This is a genomic window from Streptomyces sp. NPDC020983 (assembly GCF_044333485.1).
Taxonomy (GTDB): Bacteria; Actinomycetota; Actinomycetes; order Streptomycetales; family Streptomycetaceae; genus Actinacidiphila.
Genome location: NZ_JBIRRA010000012.1, coordinates 41,638 through 61,583 on the forward strand (window position 1 = coordinate 41,638; position 19,946 = coordinate 61,583).

At 71.8% G+C, this 19,946-nt stretch carries 13 protein-coding genes and 1 tRNA gene; 10 read left to right on the top strand and 4 right to left on the bottom strand.

Annotated features, from left to right (window positions below):
* Nucleotides 1-29 precede the first annotated feature (29 nt).
* Nucleotides 30-1,634, top strand: a complete 1,605-nt coding sequence (locus tag ACH4SE_RS25690; protein ID WP_398545827.1) for a lysine N(6)-hydroxylase/L-ornithine N(5)-oxygenase family protein — start codon at nt 30-32, stop codon at nt 1,632-1,634.
* Here ACH4SE_RS25690 and ACH4SE_RS25695 read toward each other — a convergent pair.
* Complete coding sequence (locus ACH4SE_RS25695) at nt 1,603-3,420, bottom strand: bifunctional metallophosphatase/5'-nucleotidase (protein WP_398545992.1); 1,818 nt, start codon at nt 3,418-3,420, stop codon at nt 1,603-1,605. The two genes, ACH4SE_RS25690 and ACH4SE_RS25695, sit on opposite strands and share 32 nt — an antisense overlap.
* 236 nt (nt 3,421-3,656) lie before the next feature.
* Here ACH4SE_RS25695 and pyk point away from each other — a divergent pair, with 236 nt between their 5' ends.
* From pyk to ACH4SE_RS25725, 6 genes are all read left to right on the top strand, one after another.
* The gene (pyk, locus tag ACH4SE_RS25700; RefSeq protein WP_398545828.1) at nt 3,657-5,099 is read left to right on the top strand and encodes a pyruvate kinase; all 1,443 of its coding nucleotides are present in this window, start codon (nt 3,657-3,659) and stop codon (nt 5,097-5,099) included.
* A gap of 496 nt (nt 5,100-5,595) precedes the next feature.
* On the top strand, nt 5,596-6,858 hold the full coding sequence (locus tag ACH4SE_RS25705) for a branched-chain amino acid ABC transporter substrate-binding protein (RefSeq protein WP_398545829.1): 1,263 nt from the start codon (nt 5,596-5,598) through the stop codon (nt 6,856-6,858).
* Between the two features lie 340 nt (nt 6,859-7,198).
* Nucleotides 7,199-8,128, top strand: a complete 930-nt coding sequence (locus ACH4SE_RS25710) for a branched-chain amino acid ABC transporter permease (RefSeq protein WP_398545830.1) — start codon at nt 7,199-7,201, stop codon at nt 8,126-8,128.
* A 4-nt stretch (nt 8,129-8,132) separates the two neighbouring features.
* Complete coding sequence (locus tag ACH4SE_RS25715) at nt 8,133-10,007, top strand: branched-chain amino acid ABC transporter permease (RefSeq protein ID WP_398545831.1); 1,875 nt, start codon at nt 8,133-8,135, stop codon at nt 10,005-10,007.
* A 7-nt stretch (nt 10,008-10,014) separates the two neighbouring features.
* Nucleotides 10,015-10,905: an ABC transporter ATP-binding protein gene (locus tag ACH4SE_RS25720; protein ID WP_398545832.1), complete on the top strand. Its 891-nt coding sequence runs from the start codon at nt 10,015-10,017 to the stop codon at nt 10,903-10,905.
* A complete protein-coding gene (locus ACH4SE_RS25725; RefSeq protein WP_398545833.1) occupies nt 10,902-11,618 on the top strand; it encodes an ABC transporter ATP-binding protein in 717 nt (238 codons plus the stop codon). The genes ACH4SE_RS25720 and ACH4SE_RS25725 overlap by 4 nt, the downstream gene beginning before the upstream one ends.
* Nucleotides 11,619-11,694: 76 nt before the next feature.
* Here ACH4SE_RS25725 and ACH4SE_RS25730 read toward each other — a convergent pair whose 3' ends face one another.
* The gene (locus tag ACH4SE_RS25730) at nt 11,695-12,360 is read right to left on the bottom strand and encodes an ANTAR domain-containing response regulator (protein WP_398545834.1); all 666 of its coding nucleotides are present in this window, start codon (nt 12,358-12,360) and stop codon (nt 11,695-11,697) included.
* A gap of 100 nt (nt 12,361-12,460) precedes the next feature.
* Between ACH4SE_RS25730 and ACH4SE_RS25735 the strand changes: the two genes are divergently transcribed.
* Nucleotides 12,461-12,533, top strand: a tRNA-Leu gene (locus ACH4SE_RS25735).
* Nucleotides 12,534-12,592: 59 nt separating this feature from the next.
* Here ACH4SE_RS25735 and ACH4SE_RS25740 read toward each other — a convergent pair.
* Both ACH4SE_RS25740 and ACH4SE_RS25745 read right to left on the bottom strand, forming a co-directional pair.
* The gene (locus tag ACH4SE_RS25740) at nt 12,593-13,066 is read right to left on the bottom strand and encodes a PaaI family thioesterase (protein WP_398545835.1); all 474 of its coding nucleotides are present in this window, start codon (nt 13,064-13,066) and stop codon (nt 12,593-12,595) included.
* A gap of 85 nt (nt 13,067-13,151) precedes the next feature.
* A complete protein-coding gene (locus ACH4SE_RS25745) occupies nt 13,152-15,455 on the bottom strand; it encodes an FdhF/YdeP family oxidoreductase (RefSeq protein WP_398545836.1) in 2,304 nt (767 codons plus the stop codon).
* A 145-nt stretch (nt 15,456-15,600) separates the two neighbouring features.
* Here ACH4SE_RS25745 and polA point away from each other — a divergent pair, with 145 nt between their 5' ends.
* Both polA and ACH4SE_RS25755 read left to right on the top strand, forming a co-directional pair.
* A complete protein-coding gene (polA, locus tag ACH4SE_RS25750; RefSeq protein ID WP_398545993.1) occupies nt 15,601-18,270 on the top strand; it encodes a DNA polymerase I in 2,670 nt (889 codons plus the stop codon).
* A 222-nt stretch (nt 18,271-18,492) separates the two neighbouring features.
* Nucleotides 18,493-19,824, top strand: a complete 1,332-nt coding sequence (locus ACH4SE_RS25755; RefSeq protein ID WP_398545837.1) for a lytic murein transglycosylase — start codon at nt 18,493-18,495, stop codon at nt 19,822-19,824.
* Nucleotides 19,825-19,946 lie beyond the last annotated feature (122 nt).

A 19,946-nucleotide genomic window follows, 5' to 3' on the forward strand; every position in this document is an offset into this window, starting at 1 on the left:
GCGGCTCCACGGAAGGAAGGTCCAGCCCGATGAACGCCCCGACCCCGCAGCACGCGGAACCCCAGTCCGCCCCCGGCCCGCACCTCGCCGCGCCCCCCGGGCCCGCCGCCTCCGCCCCGCCCGCGCCGGACCGGCTCCCGTACGCCGCCGCGGCCCCCGCCGCGGCCCCCGCCGCGGCCCCCGCCCCTGCCCCGGCCCCCGCCCCTGCCCCGGGCCCCGAGCAGGAGCCCGAGCCCTTCGACCTGCTCGGGATCGGCGTCGGGCCCTTCAACCTCTCGCTCGCCGCCCTCGCCGACGCCGTCCCGGGCCTGGCCGCCGCCTTCTACGACCAGCGGCAGGCCTTCCACTGGCACCCCGGCCTGCTGGTGGACGGGGCCACGCTGCAAGTGCCCTTCCTCGCCGACCTGGTGACGCTCGTCGACCCGGCGAGCCGCTGGTCGTTCCTGAACTACCTCAGGTCCCGTGAGCGGCTCTTCCCCTTCTATTTCGCCGAGCGCTTCCACATCCACCGTGCCGAGTACGACGCCTACTGCCGCTGGGTCGCCGACGCGCTGCCGTCCACGCACTTCGGCCAGCAGGTCGACACCGTCCGCTGGGATCCGGGGCACGCGCGCTTCGAGGTCGACCACACGCAGCTCGACGCGCACGGCGAGGCCGAGGCGCTGGGCCGCACGTACGCCCGGCACCTGGTGATCGGCGTCGGTACCGCCCCGTACGTCCCCGAGCCGCTGCGGCCGCTCGCGCAGGCGCCGAACGTGCCCGTCGTGCATTCGGCGGAGTACCTGCCGCAGCGCGAGCGGCTGCTCGCGGCCGAGCACGTCACGGTGATCGGCTCGGGGCAGTCCGGCGCCGAGGTCTTCCTCGACCTGCTGCGGTCGCGGCCGGCCGGCCGGGAGGCGATCACCTGGCTGGCCCGTACGCCGGCCTTCGCACCGATGGAGTACAGCCGGCTCGGCCTGGAGCACTTCACCCCGGACTACACGCGCTACTTCCACGGCCTGCCCGAGCAGGTGCGCGACGGGCTGCTGCCGCGGCAGTGGCAGCTGCACAAGGGCATCGACACCGGGACGATCACCGCGATCCACGACGAGCTGTACCGCCGCACCCTCGACGGCGGCTGGCCGGACGCGGTGCTCACGCCCGGGGTGAGCGTGCGCACGGCGGGGCGGATCGGCACGACCGCGATCGAGCTGCACCTGGAGCACGCCGAGCAGGGCACCCGCAGCCGGCTGGTGACCAACGCCGTGGTGCTGGCCACCGGTTACCGGGAGCGCCCGCTCGACCAGCTGCTCGCCCCGCTGGAGGACCGGCTGCTGCGTGACGCCGCGGGCCGGCCGCGGGTGGACGCCGGGCACCGGCTGGAACTGGACCGTTCGGTGACGGGCCGGATCTACGTGCAGAACGCCGAGCGCCACACGCACGGGGTCGGCGCGCCCGACCTGGGTCTGGCCGCGTGGCGCTCGGCGGTGATCCTCAACGACCTGACGGCGCTGCTGGCCGGCGCGGAGCACTACCCGCTGCCGGCCAGGACCGCCTTCACCACCTTCGGCCTCGGCGACCCCGCGACTCGCGCCGGGACGGGGGCCGCCGGGGCGGAGGCGGCTATGCGAACACCGGCACTCCGGCGCGGGTGAGCCGCCACCGGTCGGCGGGGAAGGACGCCGGGTCGATGCCGCCGTGCGCCCGGACCCACGCGATGATGGTGTTGCGGATCTCGTCGGAGTCGGACCACACCGACGTCGCCGCGGCGACGTGCGGGTAGTTGCTGCCGCCGCTGGAGCGGTAGTTGTTGACGGCGAGCACGAACTGCGCGGCCGGGTCGACCGGCTGCCCGCCCGCGGTGAGGTTCACGATCCGCGAGCCCGCGGGCCGGGAGATGTCGATGTCGTACGACAGTCCGCTGAGCACGTCGTAGCTGAAGTCGGGCGTGTTGTTGGCGTTGGTGAGCTTCGCCGGGTCGACGGGCGCGTCCGGCGCGGTCTGCACGAAGTACGCCGCGGACCACTCCAGGTAGTCCTTGACCTGGGCGCCGGTGAGGATCTTGGCGTCCAGGGTGTTCTCGTAGACGTACAGGCCCGCGACGTCGCGCAGCGAGACCTGGCCGGCCGGGATGGCGGCGGTGCGGGAGAAGGGCGAGGCCTCGGAGAGCACCGGCAGGCCGGCGTACTCGGTGCCGGCCAGCGCGGCCCTGACGGTGTCGGCCTGCACGAGGTTGATGAAGTCGATGATCGGCGTGTCCTTGTACGTGGACTCCGCCGCGGACATCGCCACCGAGCAGGTGCCGATGATCTGGTTGACGTAGTCCACGACCTTCTGGTGCTCGCCCCGGACGAGCTGCGCCACCTGCGGGTCCTCGGCGACGGTGTTGGCGTTGCGCACCTCGGCGGTGACCGAGGTGACGTGCCAGCGGCCGTGCTCGAAGGCGAGGTCGATGTCGAACACCGACAGCCGCATGCCCCAGTACAGCGGCTCGGACAGCACGACCGTCCTGCCGGTCTCCTCGTTGACGACGAGGGTCTGCGGGCGCTCGACGTGGGTGTGGCCGACGAGGATCGCGTCGATACCCGGCACCTGCGCGGCGACCTGCGAGGACGCGTTCTCCGGGTAGGGGACGGCGTCGCCGTACGTGGTGCCGCCGTCCAGGCCCGAGTGGTCGGTGCAGATCACCACGTCGCAGCCGAGGGCGCGCAGCCTGGGGACGTACACCTTCGCCTGCTCCACCAGGCCGGGGAAGGCCATCCGGCCCTGCACGTTGGCCTTGTCCCACACCGCGATGCCGGGGTTGGTCAGACCGAGGACGCCGACCTTGACCGGCGGCAGGCCGGGCACCTTCAGCTCCTTGACCAGGTAGGGCGGGAAGGCGGGCCTGAGCGTCGTGGCGTCCACGGCGTTGGCGGCCAGCAGCGGGAAGTCGCACTGCTCCTGGAAGGCGCGCAGCAGCGGGATGCCGTAGTTGAACTCGTGGTTGCCGAGCGCCGCGGCGTCGTACTTCATGTGGTTCATGGCCAGCGCCATCGGGTGCTGCGGGCCCGTGCTCGCGCCGGTGATGGGCTCGACGCGGGCGTAGTAGTACGACAGCTGGGTGCCCTGGATGATGTCGCCCGCGTCGATCAGCAGCGTGCGGTCGTGGCCCTTCTCGGCGCGGGCCTGCTCGACGAGGGTGGCGATCTTGGCGAGGCCGACGTCGTTGTGGGCGGCGTCGTCGTACTCGGCGTCGGTGAAGTAGTCCCAGTTCAGGGCGTGGCCGTGCAGGTCGGTGGTGCCGAGGACCCGCAGGGCGAAGGTCTTCTGCCGGCCCTTGCCGTCGCCCTCGCCGGCCTCCGCCGCCTGCGCGGGGGCGGCGGCGACGGCGCCCGCGAGCGCGACACCGGCACCCGTGGCGGCCGAGCGGTTGATGAAGTCCCTGCGGTTGAGCGGCATCTCGTTCTCCTTGACGGTACGCGGGTGCTGAGGCACGACGCGCGTAGATTGTGGACCAGCGACAGGCCGGAGCAACAGGCCTTGCAGGTTAACTACTGCCGTCGACCGTGCCGGGGTGCTCATCCGAGCGGACACGTGCACACTTCGGGAGTTGTCAACGGCCGTTAATCCAGGCGTCGTTGGGCAGTTGCCCGTAGAGGCAGCGACTACCAACCGGTAAGTCATACGCTCGACACATGCGCCGAGCCAAAATTGTCTGCACCCTGGGACCTGCCACTGACTCCTACGACCAGATCAAGGCACTGGTCGAGGCCGGAATGGACGTGGCACGTCTCAACCTGAGCCATGGAAGCTACGCCGAGCACGAGGACCGCTACCGCCGGGTGCGCAAGGCGTCCGACGAGATCGGCCGCAGCGTCGGCATCCTGGTGGACCTTCAGGGCCCGAAGATCAGGCTCGGCCGTTTCGCGGAGGGTCCCGTACTGCTTGAACGCGGCGACATGTTCACCATCACCGCCGACGACATCGAGGGCGACCAGCAGATCTGCGGCACCACGTACAAGGGCCTGCCGGCCGACGTGGCGCGCGGCGAGCGGATCCTCGTCGACGACGGCCGGGTCACCCTGGAGGTGACGGACGTCGAGGGGCCGCGGGTGCACACCATGTGCATCGAGGGCGGTCTCGTCTCCGACAACAAGGGCCTCAACCTGCCGGGCGTCGCGGTGTCCGTGCCCGCCCTGTCCGACAAGGACGTCCGCGACCTGCGGTGGGCGCTGCGCACCGGCGCGGACGTCGTCGCGCTGTCCTTCGTGCGCAGCGGCCGGGACGTCGACGACGTCCTGCGGGTGATGGCCGAGGAGGGCCGCCGGGTCCCGGTGATCGCCAAGATCGAGAAGCCGCAGGCGGTCGACAACCTCGAAGAGATCGTGGACGCCTTCGACGGCATCATGGTCGCCCGCGGCGACCTGGGGGTCGAGATGCCGCTGGAGGCGGTGCCGCTGGTGCAGAAGCGCGCGGTCGCGCTCGCCCGCCGGAACGCCAAGCCGGTCATCGTCGCCACCCAGATGCTGGACTCGATGATCGACAACTCGCGCCCGACGCGCGCCGAGGCCAGCGACGTGGCCAACGCGGTGATGGACGGCACCGACGCCGTCATGCTGTCCGGCGAGACCAGTGTCGGCAAGTACCCGATCGCGACCGTCAAGACGATGGCGCGGATCGTCCGGGCGGCCGAGGAGGACATGCTCACGGCCGGGCTCGCACCGCTCGCCGACTCCTCCAAGCCGCGCACCCAGGGCGGCGCGGTGGCCAGGGCCGCCGCCGAGATGGGCGACTTCCTGGACGCCCGCTTCCTGGTCGCCTTCACGCAGTCCGGCGACACGGTGCGCCGGCTGTCCCGCTACCGCTCGCCGATCCCGGTGCTGGCCTTCACCCCGGAGCAGTCCACCCGCTCGCAGCTCACCCTGACGTGGGGCGTGGAGACCTTCCTCGGCCCGATGGTGCAGACGACCGACGAGATGGTGCGGCAGGTCGACGAGGAGCTGCTGCGGATCGGCCGGTGCAAGAAGGGCGACGTCGTGATCATCACGGCGGGCTCGCCGCCCGGGATGCCCGGCACCACCAATATGGTCCGGGTCCACCACATCGGTGTCGATGAGCTACCGCCGCGTAATGGGTGAACTCGAAATAGCTCCTGACTTCTTCCGCGCCCCCACCGCCGGCACCCGGTGGGGGCGCGGTTTTACGGCCGGTGCCGCCCCGGCCGGATATTTGCCCGTCGACTGCAATTAACGCTGCGTAACGCGCGCGCAATAAACATTCCCGGGCGCGTCCGGGCGCCCCGCGGGAGCCGCGGCGCCGCGCCGCGGAGGTCCCGCCGCTGACCGGCGGCGCCCCGGGAGGTGCCGCCCCGCACGGGAAGTGCGGTTTTCACTCTCTACGCGCCTCGGTGGCAAATGGGCTATGTACGAAAAGTCCCGCCGAATCTCAAGAGAAGCTCAAGAGTTTTGGATCGGCATAACAAGACAGTCACACTCTTGGCTGCACCTATGCCGTACGACCCGAACCGGGCCTAGAGTCACGGCCAGTCACCGCGCCACCGGATTTGTCAGTTCGGGTTCCGCGCGCGGCTTCGGCTTCTCATGAGAGAAGGCCGTGTAGGGGAAAGGACTGACCGTGCGACAGCGTTCCTTGCTGATTCTCACCTCCGTGATCGCCACCGGTGCCCTCACGCTCTCCGCGTGCGGCTCACGCAGCGACGATGACAAAAAGGGCGGGGACGGCGGCAGCGGCAGCAGCAGTGCCGCGTCCGGCGACAACATCACCGTGGTGATCGGCGTCGACACCCCGCTGACCGGCCAGAACTCCGCGACCGGCCTGGGCATCCAGTACGGCGTGCAGATAGCGGTGGACGACGCCAACACCAAGAAGCTCGTCCCCGGCGTCACCTTCAAGGTCAAGGCGCTGGACGACAAGGCCCAGCCGGGCATCGGCCAGCAGAACGCCACCGCCCTGGTCGCCGACAAGAACGTCATCGCCACCATCGGCCCGCTGAACTCCGGTGTGGCGCAGTCGATGCAGCAGGTCTTCTCCCAGGCCAACATGGTCGAGATCTCGCCGTCCAACACCAACCCGGCGCTCTCGCAGGGCAAGGACTGGGCCTCCGGCAAGAAGGAGCGCCCCTTCAAGACCTACTTCCGCACCGCCACCACGGACGCCAACCAGGGCAACTTCGCCGCCGACTACGCGGCCAAGACCCTGAACAAGAAGAGCGCCTTCGTGGTCGACGACAAGCAGACGTACGGCGCCGGCCTGTCGGCCATCTTCAAGGACAAGTTCGCCGCCCTGGGCGGCAAGGTCGTCGGCACCGACCACATCAACACCGGTGACACCGACTTCTCCACGCTCGTCACCAAGATCAAGAACTCGCACGCCGACATGGTCTACTACGGCGGCCAGTACGACGAGTCGGAGCTGATCACCAAGCAGCTCAAGGCGGCCGGCGTGAAGATCCCGCTCATGGGCGGCGACGGCATGTACTCCGACACCTACATCAAGACCGCCGGTGCCGCGGCCGAGGGCGACCTGGTCACCTCCGTCGGTGTCCCCGTGGACTCCCTGCCCGAGGCCAAGAACTTCATCAGCACGTACAAGTCCCGCGGCTACCCCGGTGACTACAGCACCTACGGCGGCTACTCCTACGACGCCGCCACGGCCGTCATCAACGCCGTCAAGACGGTGATGGACGCCAACGGCGGCAAGCTGCCGGACGACGCGCGCGCCAAGCTCGTCGACGCCGTCCAGAAGACCGACCTCGAAGGCGTCTCCGGGCACCTGTCCTTCGACGAGTTCGGTGACACCACCAACAAGCAGCTCACGGTCTACCAGGTCAAGAGCGGCAAGTGGGTGGCGGTAAAGACCGGCGTGTACACCGGCTGACCGTCCCAGACACCCCCAGGGCCGGGGGGGGGGGGGGGGGGCCCCCCCCCCGCCCCCCCCCCCCCCCCCCCCCCCCCCCCCCCCCCGGGCGGCGGCGGGGGGGGCCGCCCCGCCCCCCCGCCGCCCCCCCCCCGGTACTCCATGTAAAAGTGGGCCTTGGGGGGGGGTTAAACGCCGGGGTTTAACCCGGGCCCCCCCCCCCCCCCCCCCCCGGGGCGGGGGGGGGGGCCCCCCCCCCCGCGCGGCCCGCAGCACATCCGGTCCCCGGCGGCCCCGCCGGGTCCGCCCCGGTCCCACCTGTCACCCGTCCCCGTCCACCCAGCGACATGGAGGCCATGCGGTGCACACCCTGCCGCAACAGCTGGCCAACGGGCTGTTCATCGGCTCGATGTACGGGCTCATCGCCATCGGCTACACGATGGTGTACGGCATCGTCCAGCTCATCAACTTCGCCCACGGCGAGATCTACATGACCGGCGCCTTCGGCGCGCTCGCGGTCTACACGAACCTTCCCGACGGCATGTCCATATGGGCGGCGCTGCCGCTCATGCTCGCCGGCGGTGCCGTCGTGTCCGTCCTGATCGCGGTCGGAGCGGAACGCCTCGCGTACCGCCCGCTGCGGAACGCCCCACGGCTGGCGCCGCTGATCACCGCCATCGGCCTCTCCCTCGCGCTGCAGCAGGCGGTCTTCCTGTGGTACCCGAACGCCACCGCGGGCAAGCACTTCCCGTCGCTGCCCGGCGGCCCGTACCACGTGGGTTCCGTCGACATCCAGACCGGTGACATCTTCCTGGTCGCCGCCGCGGCGATCTGCATGACCGCGCTGGCCGCCTTCGTCCGCACCTCGCGCACCGGCCGGGCCATGCAGGCCACCGCGCAGGACCCGGACACCGCGAAGCTGATGGGCATCGACACCAACCGCATCATCGTGATCGCGTTCGCCATCGGCGGCTTCTTCGCCGCCGTCGCCGGCCTCGCGTCCGGCCTGAAGTACGGCCAGATCAAGTACGACATCGGCTTCCAGGCGGGTCTGAAGGCGTTCACCGCCGCCGTCCTCGGCGGCATCGGCAACATCTACGGAGCCATGCTCGGCGGCCTCGTCCTCGGCATCGCCGAGTCCTGCGCCTCCGCCTACATCTCCAACATCCCCGGCATGCAGCAGCTCGGCGGCAGCGAGTGGGCCAACGTCTGGGCCTTCGTCCTGCTCATCGTGGTGCTGCTGGTCCGGCCGCAGGGCCTGCTCGGCGAACGCGTAGCGGACAGGGCGTGATCGTATGACCGACCTCCCCACCACCGCACAGGTGCTGCCCGTCACCGACCCGGGCGGCGGCCGCGTCCTGAGCTACCTGCCGCTGCCCTTCAGCGCGGCGCGGCTGCTGGTGCTGCTCGGCGCCGCGGTGTCGATCGCCTCGACGTTCATGTCGTGGACCTACACGACCGACTTCCCCGGTGACCTGACCGTCAGCGGCTACCCCGGCGGCCTGCAGGTCATGACGCTGGTCGCCGGCATCCTGACCGCCGTCGTCTCGCTGGGCGCCTTCCGGGTGCCCGGAATGGGGTGGCTCAACCCCAGCCGCTCGTACAACTCGGTGCTGCTGCTGGCCGCCGGAACGTTCGGCACCACCTGGTACACCGTCATCGACATCGCGGCCAAGCTGCACGGCCTGGCCAACCTCGACCCCGGCGGCTGGGTCGCCGCCGTCGGCAGCGCGGTCCTCCTGATCGGCGCGCTCGGGCTGCCGGCCCACCGCCCGCCGCTGGACCAGGGGGACGACTACGCCGAGCCCGGCCTGTTCGCCTCGGCGGGCGTCGTCCGCCTGTACCACCTCCTGCGCAGCCTGAGGGTCACCAACGCCGACCTGAAGGTCCCCGACCCGCGGCGGCTGAACGTCTGGCTCCAGCGGCTGGCGATCGTCGTGGTCTACGCGACCGGCGTCAAGATCCTCACCTACGGCCTGGCCACCAGCTACAGCGACATCTTCATCGGCTTCCTGATCGTCGTCTGCTTCACCTTCTGGGGCCTGTCCGGCTCGGGCCTGCTGCGGCAGTTCCAGCAGATCGTGCGGGAGAACAAGATCTTCTCCTCCAGCGCCTGCATCCTGGCCGCCATCGCCTACCCGTTCGTCCAGAACGACGAGCACTGGGCCAACCTCGGCGTGAACATCCTGATCGTCGGCACCGTCGCCCTCGGCCTGAACATCGTCGTCGGCCTCACCGGCCTGCTCGACCTCGGATACGTCGCCTTCCTCGGTGTCGGCGCCTACACCGCCGCCCTGGTCTCCGGCTCCCCGTACTCGATCTGGTCCGGGACCACCTTCCCGTTCTGGGCCGCCGCCCTCGCCGGAGCCGCCGCGGCCCTGGTGTTCGGCGTGCTGATCGGCGCCCCGACGCTGCGGCTGCGCGGCGACTACCTGGCGATCGTCACGCTCGGCTTCGGAGAGATCTTCCGCATCGTCGTCAACAACCTCGACGGCGTGAGCGGTCCGAAGATCACCAACGGCCCGAACGGCATCGCGCAGATCCCCGACCTGTCGATCTTCGGCTACAACCTGGGCAACACCCACGACGTCGGCGGCGTCCAGCTCGGCAGGTTCGCCAACTACTACCTGCTGATGCTGGTCATCACCGTCATCGTCGTGCTGGTCTTCACCCGCGCCGCCGACTCCCGTATCGGCCGCTCCTGGATCGCCATCCGCGAGGACGAGACCGCGGCCACCGCGATGGGCATCAACGGCTTCCGGGTCAAGCTCATCGCCTTCGCCCTCGGCGCCTGCCTCGCGGGCCTGGCCGGCACCGTCAGCGCGCACGTCACCAACTCCGTCGTGCCCACGCCGTACGTCTTCTCCGGCTCGACGCCGCCGAACTCCGCCTTCCTGCTCGCCGCCGTCGTCCTCGGCGGCATGGGAACGGTCAGCGGCCCGATCCTGGGCGCGGCACTGCTCTACCTGATCCCCGAGAAGCTGGACTTCCTCGCCAAGTACGAGCTGTTCGCCTTCGGTCTCGCACTGGTCCTGATCATGCGGCTGCGGCCGGAGGGCATCATCGCCAACCGGCGCCGGCAGCTGGAGTTCCACGAGGACGAGACCACCACGCCGGGCAAGCGCCCGCTCGGCGACGACACCGTGGCCGTCGGCCCGGCGGGGGTGTGAGGACACCATGACCACCACCATTCCGCACCAGTCCGCCCCGCGCGACGAACCGGCCGGCGGGCCGCTGCTCCAGGCCAGCGGCGTCGTCATGCGGTTCGGCGGCCTGACCGCCGTCCGCAACGTCGACCTCACCGTCAACCCCGGGGAGATCGTCGGCCTCATCGGCCCCAACGGCGCGGGCAAGACCACCTTCTTCAACTGCCTGACCGGGCTGTACGTGCCGACCGAGGGCACCGTCAGCTACCGCGGGACGGTGCTGCCGCCCAAGCCGCACCTGGTCACCAAGGCCGGTGTCGCCCGCACCTTCCAGAACATCCGGCTCTTCGCCAACATGACGGTGCTGGAGAACGTCCTCGTCGGGCGGCACACCAGGACCAAGGAGGGGCTGCTCTCGGCGATCGTCCGCGGCCCCGGCTACCACCGTGCGGAGGCCGCCTCGCGGGCCCGCGCGATGGAGCTGCTGGAGTTCACCGGGCTGGCCGCCAAGGCCGACCACCTCGCCCGCAACCTGCCCTACGGCGAGCAGCGCAAGCTGGAGATCGCCCGGGCGCTCGCCAGCGAGCCCGGCCTGCTGCTGCTCGACGAGCCGACCGCGGGCATGAACCCGCAGGAGACCCGGGCCACCGAGGAACTGGTCTTCGCCGTCCGCGACCAGGGCACCGCCGTGCTCGTCATCGAGCACGACATGCGCTTCATCTTCAACCTGTGCGACCGCGTCGCCGTGCTCGTCCAGGGCGAGAAGCTGGTGGAGGGCACCTCCGAGGTCGTCCAGCAGGACGAGCGGGTCATCGCCGCGTACCTCGGCGAGCCCTTCGAGGCGGCCGGGGAGCAGGAGCAGCCGGAGCCCGCGCCGGAACCGGAACCGGGGCAGGACGAGCAGCAGGAGAACGACAAATGACCGCACTGCTCGAAGTGGACAACCTGCGCGTCGCGTACGGCAAGATCGAGGCCGTCAAGGGCATCTCGTTCTCCGTCGAGGCCGGCCAGGTCGTCACGCTCATCGGCACCAACGGCGCCGGCAAGACCACCACCCTGCGCACGCTGAGCGGGCTGCTCCGCCCGGTCGGCGGACGGATCGTCTTCGACGGGCGGCCGCTGCACCGGGAACCGGCCCACCGGATCGTGGCACTGGGCCTGGCCCACTCGCCCGAGGGCCGGCACATCTTCCCCAACCTGACCATCGAGCAGAACCTCCAGCTCGGCGCCTACCTCCGCAAGGACCAGGCGGGGATCGCCCAGGACATCGAGCGCGCCTACACGCTCTTCCCGATCCTCGGCGAGCGCCGCCGGCAGGCCGCGGGCACCCTGTCCGGCGGCGAGCAGCAGATGCTCGCCATGGGCAGGGCGCTGATGTGCCGGCCGAAGCTGCTGATGCTGGACGAGCCGTCGATGGGCCTGTCGCCGATCATGATGCAGAAGATCATGGCGACCATCAAGGAACTCAGGGAGCAGGGCACCACCATCCTGCTCGTCGAGCAGAACGCGCAGGCCGCGCTGTCGCTCGCCGACCAGGCGCACGTCATGGAGGTCGGCACCATCAAGCTCTCCGGCACCGGCGCGGAGCTGCTGAACGACGACGGTGTCCGCAAGACCTACCTCGGCGAGGACTGAGCCGGCGCCCGTACGCGGTGGGGCCGCACCCGGATTGCCGGGTGCGGCCCCACCGCGTACGTACCGTCGCCGCCGGCTACTCGCCCGCGACCTCCTCGATCACGGCCTGCGCGACCGCCTGCATCGACATCCGGCGGTCCATCGACGTCTTCTGGATCCAGCGGAAGGCCGCCGGCTCCGTCAGGCCGTACTTCGTCTGCAGCACGCTCTTGGCGCGGTCCACCAGCTTGCGCGTCTCCAGCCGCTGCGCGAGGTCGGCGACCTCCGACTCCAGCGCCCGCAGCTCCTGGAAGCGGCTGACCGCCATCTCGATCGCCGGCACCAGGTCGCTCTTGCTGAACGGCTTGACCAGGTACGCCATCGCGCCCGCGTCCCGCGCGCGCTCCACCAGCTCGCGCTGCGAGAAGGCGGTGAGCATCAGCACCGGCGCGAGCTTCTCGCCCGCGATGCGCTCGGCCGCCGAGATCCCGTCCAGCACCGGCATCTTCACGTCCAGGATCACCAGGTCGGGCCGGTGCTCCTCGGCGAGCTTGACCGCCGCCTCCCCGTCGCCCGCCTCCCCGACGACCGCGTAGCCCTCCTCCTCCAGCATCTCCTTGAGGTCCAGCCGGATCAGCGCCTCGTCCTCCGCGATCACCACGCGGGTGGTCTGCGGCGGGACGTGCGACTGCGCCGCAGGCTGGTCGGCGGGCTGGTCGGTCTGCTCGCCGGACTGCGCGGCGGGCTCGTCGGGGGCGCTCACGGTGCTCCTCGGTTCAGGCGGGGTGCTGCTACTAGAGCCTACCCAGCTCCGCTAAGGTAGGACCACGCAGGACCGCCGAGGGCCCTGCGTTTCGCACGGCGCCCCGGTAGCCCAGCGGAAGAGGCAGTGCTCTCAAACAGCATCCAGCGTGGGTTCGAATCCCACCCGGGGTACGTCGGGCCCGCCGCGGAGCACCGCGCGGGCCCCTGCTGTACCGGCCGTCAGGCCCCCGTCACGCCGTCGCCGCCGGAGCGGCCGGGCGCAGCATGCACGTGAGCCGGGCGGTGCAGACCCGCTTGCCGGAGTCGTCGTCGGTGATCACGATCTCGTAGGTGGCCGAGGAGCGCCCCCGGTGGACCGGGGTCGCGGTGCCCGTGACCTGGCCCTGCCGCATACCGCGGTGGTGGGTCGCGTTGAGGTCGACGCCCACCGCGATCTTGCTGGGGCCGCCGTGCAGCATCGCGCCGACCGATCCCAGCGTCTCCGCCAGCACCGCGGAGGCGCCGCCGTGCAGCAGCCCGTACGGCTGGGTGTTGCCCTCCACCGGCATCGTGCCGACCACCTGCTCCGGCGACGCCTCCAGGATCCGGATGTTCATCCGCTCGCCGAGGTGGCCGGCCGAGAAGAGCGCCTGCAGGTCGATGCCGAGCCCGGCGTACTGCTCCAGGATCTCCTGGGGGAAACGGGTGACGGTCTGCTCGCCCATGCGCTCGGCTCCGATCGGCCTCTGCCTCGCTGTCGTGGTGGGTGTACCGGACAGCCTTCCACCGTTTTCTACCGCACGGGCGCGGTCACGGGCGCGCCGGGTCGGCCGGGGCGCCGCCCCGCGCTTTCTCCAGCCGGATGACGACGGACTTGGCGGCGGGCGTGTTGCTGGTCTCGGCCGTGTGGTCCAGCGGGATCAGCACGTTGGTCTCCGGGAAGTAGGCGGCGGCGCAGCCGCGCGGCGTCGGGTAGTGGACGATCCGGAAGCCCTCCGCCCGCCGCTCGGAGCCGTCCTTCCACTCGCTCACCAGGTCGGCGTACTCCCCGTCGGCCAGCCCCGCGGCCGCCGCGTCGTCGGCGTGCACCAGCACGACCCGGCGCCCGCCCCTGATACCGCGGTAGCGGTCGTCGAGGCCGTAGACGGTGGTGTTGTACTGGTCGTGCGAGCGCAGCGTCTGGAGCAGCAGCCGGCCCTCGGGCACCTCGGGGTACTCCAGCGGCGCGGCCGTGAAGTTGGCCCTGCCGGTGGCGGTGGGGAAGGTGCGCGAGTCGCGCGGCCCGTGCGGCAGCGTGAAGCCGCCGGGGCGGCGCACCCTGGCGTTGAAGTCGTCGAAGCCCGGCACCACGCGGGCCACGCGGTCGCGGATCAGGTCGTAGTCGCGCTCGAAATCCGCCCACGGCACGCGGCTGCGGTCGCCGAACACCGCGCGGGCCAGCCGCGAGACGATCGCGGGCTCCGACAGCAGGTGCGGGGAGGCCGGCGGCAGCCCGCCGTGCGAGGCGTGCACCATGCCCATGGAGTCCTCGACGCTCACGAACTGCGGCCCGGCCGCCTGCACGTCCTTCTCCGTGCGGCCCAGCGTCGGCAGGATCAGGGCGCGGGCGCCGGTCACCACGTGCGAGCGGTTGAGCTTCGTGGAGACGTGCACCGTCAGCCGGGCACGGCGCATCGCCGCCTCCGTGACGTCGGTGTCGGGGGAGGCCGCGACGAAGTTGCCGCCCATGGCGAAGAACACCTTCGCCTGCCCGTCACGCAGCGCGCGGATCGCCCGCACCACGTCGAGGCCGTGCTCGCGCGGCGGCGCGAAGCCGAACTCCTTCTCCAGGGCGTCCAGGAAGGCCGGGGCGGGCCGCTCGAAGATGCCCATCGTGCGGTCGCCCTGCACGTTGCTGTGCCCGCGCACCGGGCACACCCCGGCGCCGGGGCGGCCCACGTTGCCGCGCAGCAGCAGGAAGTTGACCACCTCGCGGATGGTCGGCACCGCGTGCCGGTGCTGGGTCAGGCCCATCGCCCAGCACACCACGACACTCGACGCGTCGAGCACCATCGCGTGCAGCTTCTCGATCTCGTCCCGCCCGAGCCCGGTGGCGCGCTCGACCTCCGCCCAGTCCGCGGCGAGGGCCGCCGCCTCGTAGTCGGCGAAGCCGTGGGTGTGCTCGGCGATGAAGGCGCGGTCCAGCGCGTCCGCCTCGATCAGCAGCCGTCCCAGGGCCCGGAAGAGCGCCTGGTCGCCGCCCAGCCGCACGGGCAGGAAGAGGTCGGTGAGCCTGGTGCCGGGCCCGGCGAGGCCGCCGGCGGTCTGCGGGTTGCGGAAGCGCTCCATGCCGGCTTCGGGCAGCGGGTTGACGGTGACGATCTTCGCGCCGCCGCGCTTGGCCTTCTCCAGGGCCGACAGCATCCGCGGGTGGTTCGTGCCCGGGTTCTGGCCCGCGACGATGATCAGCCCGGCGCGGTGCAGGTCGTCGAGCAGCACGCTGCCCTTGCCGACGCCGAGCGTCTCGGTCAGGGCCGAGCCGGACGACTCGTGGCACATGTTGGAGCAGTCCGGGAGGTTGTTGGTGCCGAATTCGCGGGCGAAGAGCTGGAAGAGGAAGGCGGCCTCGTTGCTCGTGCGCCCGGAGGTGTAGAAGACGGCCTCGTCCGGCGAGTCCAGCGCGTGCAGCTCCTCGGCGATCAGCTCGAAGGCCCGTTCCCACGGCACCGCCTCGTACGTCCCGGCGCCGTCCGCGAGGTACATCGGCTGGGTGATGCGGCCCTGCTGGCCGAGCCAGTAGCCGCTGCGCCGGGCGAGGTCGGCGACGGGGTGGGCGGCGAAGAAGTCGGGCGTGACGCGGCGCAGCGTCGCCTCCTCCGCGACGGCCTTGGCGCCGTTCTCGCAGAACTCGAAGGTGTGCCGGTGGTCGGGCTCCGGCCACGCGCACCCCGGGCAGTCGAAGCCGTCCTTCTGGTTGACCTTGAGCAGGGTGAGCGCCGCCCGCCGGGCGCCCATCTGCGCCCCGGCCACCTTCACCGTGTGCCCGACCGCCGGCAACCCGGCGGCGGCCTTCTTCGGCGCGCCGACGTGCGGCGCGTCCTGGACGGGATCACCCTGCGGAGCCTTCTTCGCCATACGGGCGATCCTCCCACCGTTCGGCGCCGGGCGGCACGGATCGCGCGGCCGGCTCCGGGGGAATCCGGGATTGTCGGTGGCGCGTGGGAGGATCGCTCACGTGGCAACGAAAGCATCGAAGACGACGACCGACCGCCCCCGCCTGATGCTGCTGGACGGGCACTCGCTGGCGTACCGGGCGTTCTACGCGCTGCCCGTGGAGAACTTCAGCACCGCCACGGGGCAGCCGACGAACGCGATCTACGGCTTCACGTCCATGCTGTCGAACACGCTGCGTGACGAGCAGCCGACGCACCTGGCGGTCGCCTTCGACGTCTCCCGCAAGACCTGGCGCTTCGACGAGTATCCGGAGTACAAGGCGACGCGCACCAAGACGCCCGACGAGTTCCGCAGCCAGGTGGAGCTGATCGGCGAGCTGCTGGACGCCATGGGAGTGAGGCGCTTCGCCGTCGACGGCTTCGAGGCGGACGACGTGATCGCCACCCTCGCCACCCAGGCCGAGCAGCTGGGCTACGAGGTCCTCATCGTCACCGGCGACCGGGATTCCTTCCAGCTCGTCAGCGACCACGTCACCGTGCTCTACCCGACCAAGGGCGTGTCGGAGCTCACGCGTTACACCCCGGCGAAGGTCGAGGAGAAGTACGGCCTGACCCCGGCCCAGTACCCGGACTTCGCGGCGCTGCGCGGCGACCCGTCCGACAACCTGCCCGGCATCCCCGGCGTGGGGCCGAAGACGGCGACGAAGTGGATCAGTGAGTTCGGCTCCTTCGACGCGCTGGTCGAGCGGGTCGACGAGGTCAAGGGCAAGGCCGGGGAGGCCCTGCGGGCGCACCTGGAGGCCGTCAAGCTCAACCGGCGGCTGACGGAGATGGTCAAGGACGTCGCACTGCCCGTGGGCCCCGAGGGCCTGGAGCGGGTGCCGTACGACCGCGACGCGGTCACCGGCGTGCTCGACGTGCTGGAGTTCCGCCACGCCAACTTCCGCGAGCGGCTCTTCGCCGCCGACCCCGGCGCGCAGGAGGAGGAGGCCGAGATCGCCGAGGGCGTCGCCGTCGAGGGCACGGTGCTGGCCGCCGGCGACCTGCCGGACTGGCTCGCCGCCCACAGCGGGGTGCCGGTCGGCCTCGCCAGCGTCGACACCTGGGCGCTGGGCGCCGGCAGCGTCACCCAGATCGCGCTGGCGACCGCGGAGGACGCCGCCTGGTTCGATCCGGCGCAGCTCGACGAGACCGACGAGCGGGCCTTCGCCGGCTGGCTCGCCGACCCCGCCCGCCCCAAGGTGCTGCACAACGCCAAGAACACCGCCCGCGTCTTCGCCGAGCACGGCTGGACGATCGACGGGGTGTCCATGGACACCGCGCTCGCCGCCTACCTGATCAAGCCGGGCCGCCGCTCCTTCGCGCTCGACGTGCTGTCGGTGGAGTACCTGGGCCGCGAGCTGGCCCCGGTCGACACCGGCAGCGGCCAGCTCGCCTTCGGTGAGGAGGGGGACGAGGAGGGCGCGGCCGCCGCGAGCGCCCTCATGGTCCAGGCCCGCACCGTGCTCGACCTCGGCGAGGTCTTCGGCGCCCGGCTGCCCGAGGTGGGCGCCGCCGAGCTGCTGCACGACCTCGAACTGCCGACGTCCGCGCTGCTGGCCAGGATGGAACGGGCCGGTATCGCCGCCGACCGGGCCCATCTGGAGGGCCTGGAGCAGCAGTTCGCGGCGGCCGTGCAGCACGCGGTGGGCGAGGCGCACGCCTCGGTGGGGCACGAGTTCAACCTCGGCTCGCCCAAGCAGCTCCAGGAGGTGCTGTTCGGCGAGCTGGGCCTGCCCCGGACCAAGAAGACCAAGACCGGCTACACCACCGACGCCGACGCGCTCCTGTGGCTGGCCGGGCAGACCGAGCACGACCTGCCGGCCATCATGCTGCGGCACCGCGAGCAGGCCAAGCTGCGCGTCACCGTCGAGGGCCTGGTCAAGACCGTCGCCCCGGACGGGCGGATCCACACCACCTTCAGCCAGATCGTCGCCGCCACCGGCCGGCTGTCGTCCACCGACCCCAACCTGCAGAACGTGCCGGTCCGCACCGACGAGGGCCGGGCCATCCGCCGCGGCTTCGTCGTCGGCGAGGGCTACGAGTCGCTGCTGACGGCCGACTACAGCCAGATCGAACTGCGCGTCATGGCCCACCTGTCCGAGGACGAGGGCCTCGTCGCCGCCTTCACCTCCGGCGAGGACCTGCACACCACCGTCGGCTCCCAGGTCTTCGGCGTCGGGCGGGACGCGGTCGACGCGGAGATGCGCCGCAAGATCAAGGCCATGTCGTACGGCCTGGCGTACGGGCTGTCGGCCTTCGGCCTGTCGCAGCAGCTCGGCATCGAGGCCGGCGAGGCACGTGCCCTGATGGAGACGTACTTCGAGCGCTTCGGCGGCGTGCGCGACTACCTGCACCGGGTCGTCGAGGAGGCCCGCGGCACCGGTTACACCGAGACGCTGCTCGGCCGCCGCCGCTACCTGCCCGACCTCAACAGCGACAACCGGCAGCGCCGCGAGATGGCCGAGCGCATGGCGCTCAACGCGCCGATCCAGGGCTCGGCCGCGGACATCGTCAAGCTCGCGATGCTGCGCGTCGACGAGGCGCTCGCCAAGGAGCAGCTCGCGTCCCGCATGCTGCTCCAGGTGCACGACGAGATCGTGCTGGAGATCGCCCCCGGCGAGCGGGCCGCGGTCGAGGAACTGGTACGCCGCGAGATGGCCGGGGCCTATCCGCTGCGCGCGCCGCTGGACGTGTCGGTGGGGGTCGGGCCGGACTGGGAGTCCGCCGCCCACTGAGGCCGCGGCCGGGTGGGGCCGCGCGCCGGCGCGCGACCCCACCCGGCCGGCGACCACGGGGTGGCCGGGGGGAGAACGGCTGGTGGTGACAAACCGGCCGCGCCCGATTGCGCACATTTTGAGTACGTCCGCACGGTGGTCACGTGTCGCAAGTTGCCGTAGGGTCGGCGGAGTTGTGGCGCCGGAGACGGCGCACTCCGCACCTGGGAGGGGAAGCACCCTATGGCAGCGCGGCGTTACGGCCGAAGGCTACGCAGGGGAGCGGCGGGCACAGCGGTTGCCGCCGCGGCGATGGCGGCGCTCAGCGCGTCACAGGCACCGGGGTTCCTCCCCGTCGCCCACGCCGCCCCCGCGCACACCGAGCAGCAGACGGCCGTCGCCCCACCGTCCGGGCCGGCCATCGACGGTGACACGCCCTACATCACCGACATGCCGCCGCTGAACACCCCCACCGGGCCGCCGCTGGTCTCCCCGACGCCGGGAGTCCCCGGCGGTCCCTCGGTGAACGTCCCCACCGACGGCTCCGGCCTGCCCGCGACCGTGCTCGCCGCGTACCGGCGCGCCGAGGCCTCCGTCGCCGAGAGCAACCCCGGCTGCCACCTGCCGTGGGAACTCCTCGCCGCCATCGGCCAGGTCGAGTCCAACCAGGCCCGGCACGGCGCCGTCGACGCCAACGGCACCACCTGGAAGCCGATCCTCGGCCCCGTCCTCAACGGCAACGGCTTCGCGAACATCAGCGACACGGACGGCGGGCGCTACGACGGGGACCCGGTGCACGACCGGGCGGTCGGGCCCATGCAGTTCATCCCCTCGACGTGGGAGCGCTGGGGCGCGGACGGCAACGGCGACGGCGTGGACGACCCCGACAACATCTACGACGCCGCGCTCGCCGCCGCGCACTACCTGTGCGCCGACGGGCGGGATCTCGCGGTGCCGGCCCAGATGGACCGGGCGATCCTCGGCTACAACCACTCGCAGGCCTATCTCACGCTGGTCCGCGCCTGGTACGACCACTTCCGGCGGGGCGGGGCCGTCTCCGTACCCGACAGCCCCGGTACGCCGCAGGCACCGGCCGCACCCGGGAAGCCCGGCACGCCGGGCAAGCCGGGCACCACGCCGCCCGCGGCGGGGAGCGGCGGCGAGTCGACCAAGCCGGTCGAGCCCGGGGGCGGAGCCACGACGCCGCCGCCCACGGACGGGGGAACGACGACCCCGCCGCCCACCGACGGCGGGACCACCACGCCGCCGCCCACCGACGGCGGGACGACGACCCCGCCGCCGGGCGACGGCACGGGTGACCCGACGACCCCGCCGAGCGGCGACCCGACGGATCCGGGTGACCCGACGACGCCGCCGGTGTGCGAGTCGCCGACGCCCACGCCGACCGATTCCGGGACGCCGACCCCGGAGCCCTCGGGCAGCGAGGCTCCGGCGGACGACCCGTGCGGCACGGCGACGCCGACACCGGAGGAGACGCCGTCCGGCTCGGCCTCTCCCTCTCCCTCCGCCGCCGGGACGGCCACCACCGGGACGGCGGGGTCCTCGGAGGACTGAGGGCGCGGAGGACTGCGGGCGTCCCCGCCGGAGCCGGGCGCAGGCGCGCGGGGCCCCCGCGCCGTTTCCCCCGCGCCCCGGCAGCGCCTGCCCCGCCGGCGGGGCGGTCCCGCGCGGGAGGA

Excerpts from the sequence above, each read along its gene's own strand:
- ACH4SE_RS25690 (WP_398545827.1), top strand. The coding sequence starts at position 30 with ATGAACGCCCCGACCCCGCAGCACGCGGAACCCCAGTCCGCCCCCGGC.
- ACH4SE_RS25695 (WP_398545992.1), bottom strand. The coding sequence starts at position 3,420 with ATGCCGCTCAACCGCAGGGACTTCATCAACCGCTCGGCCGCCACGGGT.
- pyk (WP_398545828.1), top strand. The coding sequence starts at position 3,657 with ATGCGCCGAGCCAAAATTGTCTGCACCCTGGGACCTGCCACTGACTCC.
- ACH4SE_RS25715 (WP_398545831.1), top strand. The coding sequence starts at position 8,133 with ATGACCGACCTCCCCACCACCGCACAGGTGCTGCCCGTCACCGACCCG.
- ACH4SE_RS25720 (WP_398545832.1), top strand. The coding sequence starts at position 10,015 with ATGACCACCACCATTCCGCACCAGTCCGCCCCGCGCGACGAACCGGCC.
- ACH4SE_RS25725 (WP_398545833.1), top strand. The coding sequence starts at position 10,902 with ATGACCGCACTGCTCGAAGTGGACAACCTGCGCGTCGCGTACGGCAAG.
- ACH4SE_RS25740 (WP_398545835.1), bottom strand. The coding sequence starts at position 13,066 with ATGGGCGAGCAGACCGTCACCCGTTTCCCCCAGGAGATCCTGGAGCAG.
- ACH4SE_RS25745 (WP_398545836.1), bottom strand. The coding sequence starts at position 15,455 with ATGGCGAAGAAGGCTCCGCAGGGTGATCCCGTCCAGGACGCGCCGCAC.
- polA (WP_398545993.1), top strand. The coding sequence starts at position 15,601 with ATGCTGCTGGACGGGCACTCGCTGGCGTACCGGGCGTTCTACGCGCTG.
- ACH4SE_RS25755 (WP_398545837.1), top strand. The coding sequence starts at position 18,493 with ATGGCAGCGCGGCGTTACGGCCGAAGGCTACGCAGGGGAGCGGCGGGC.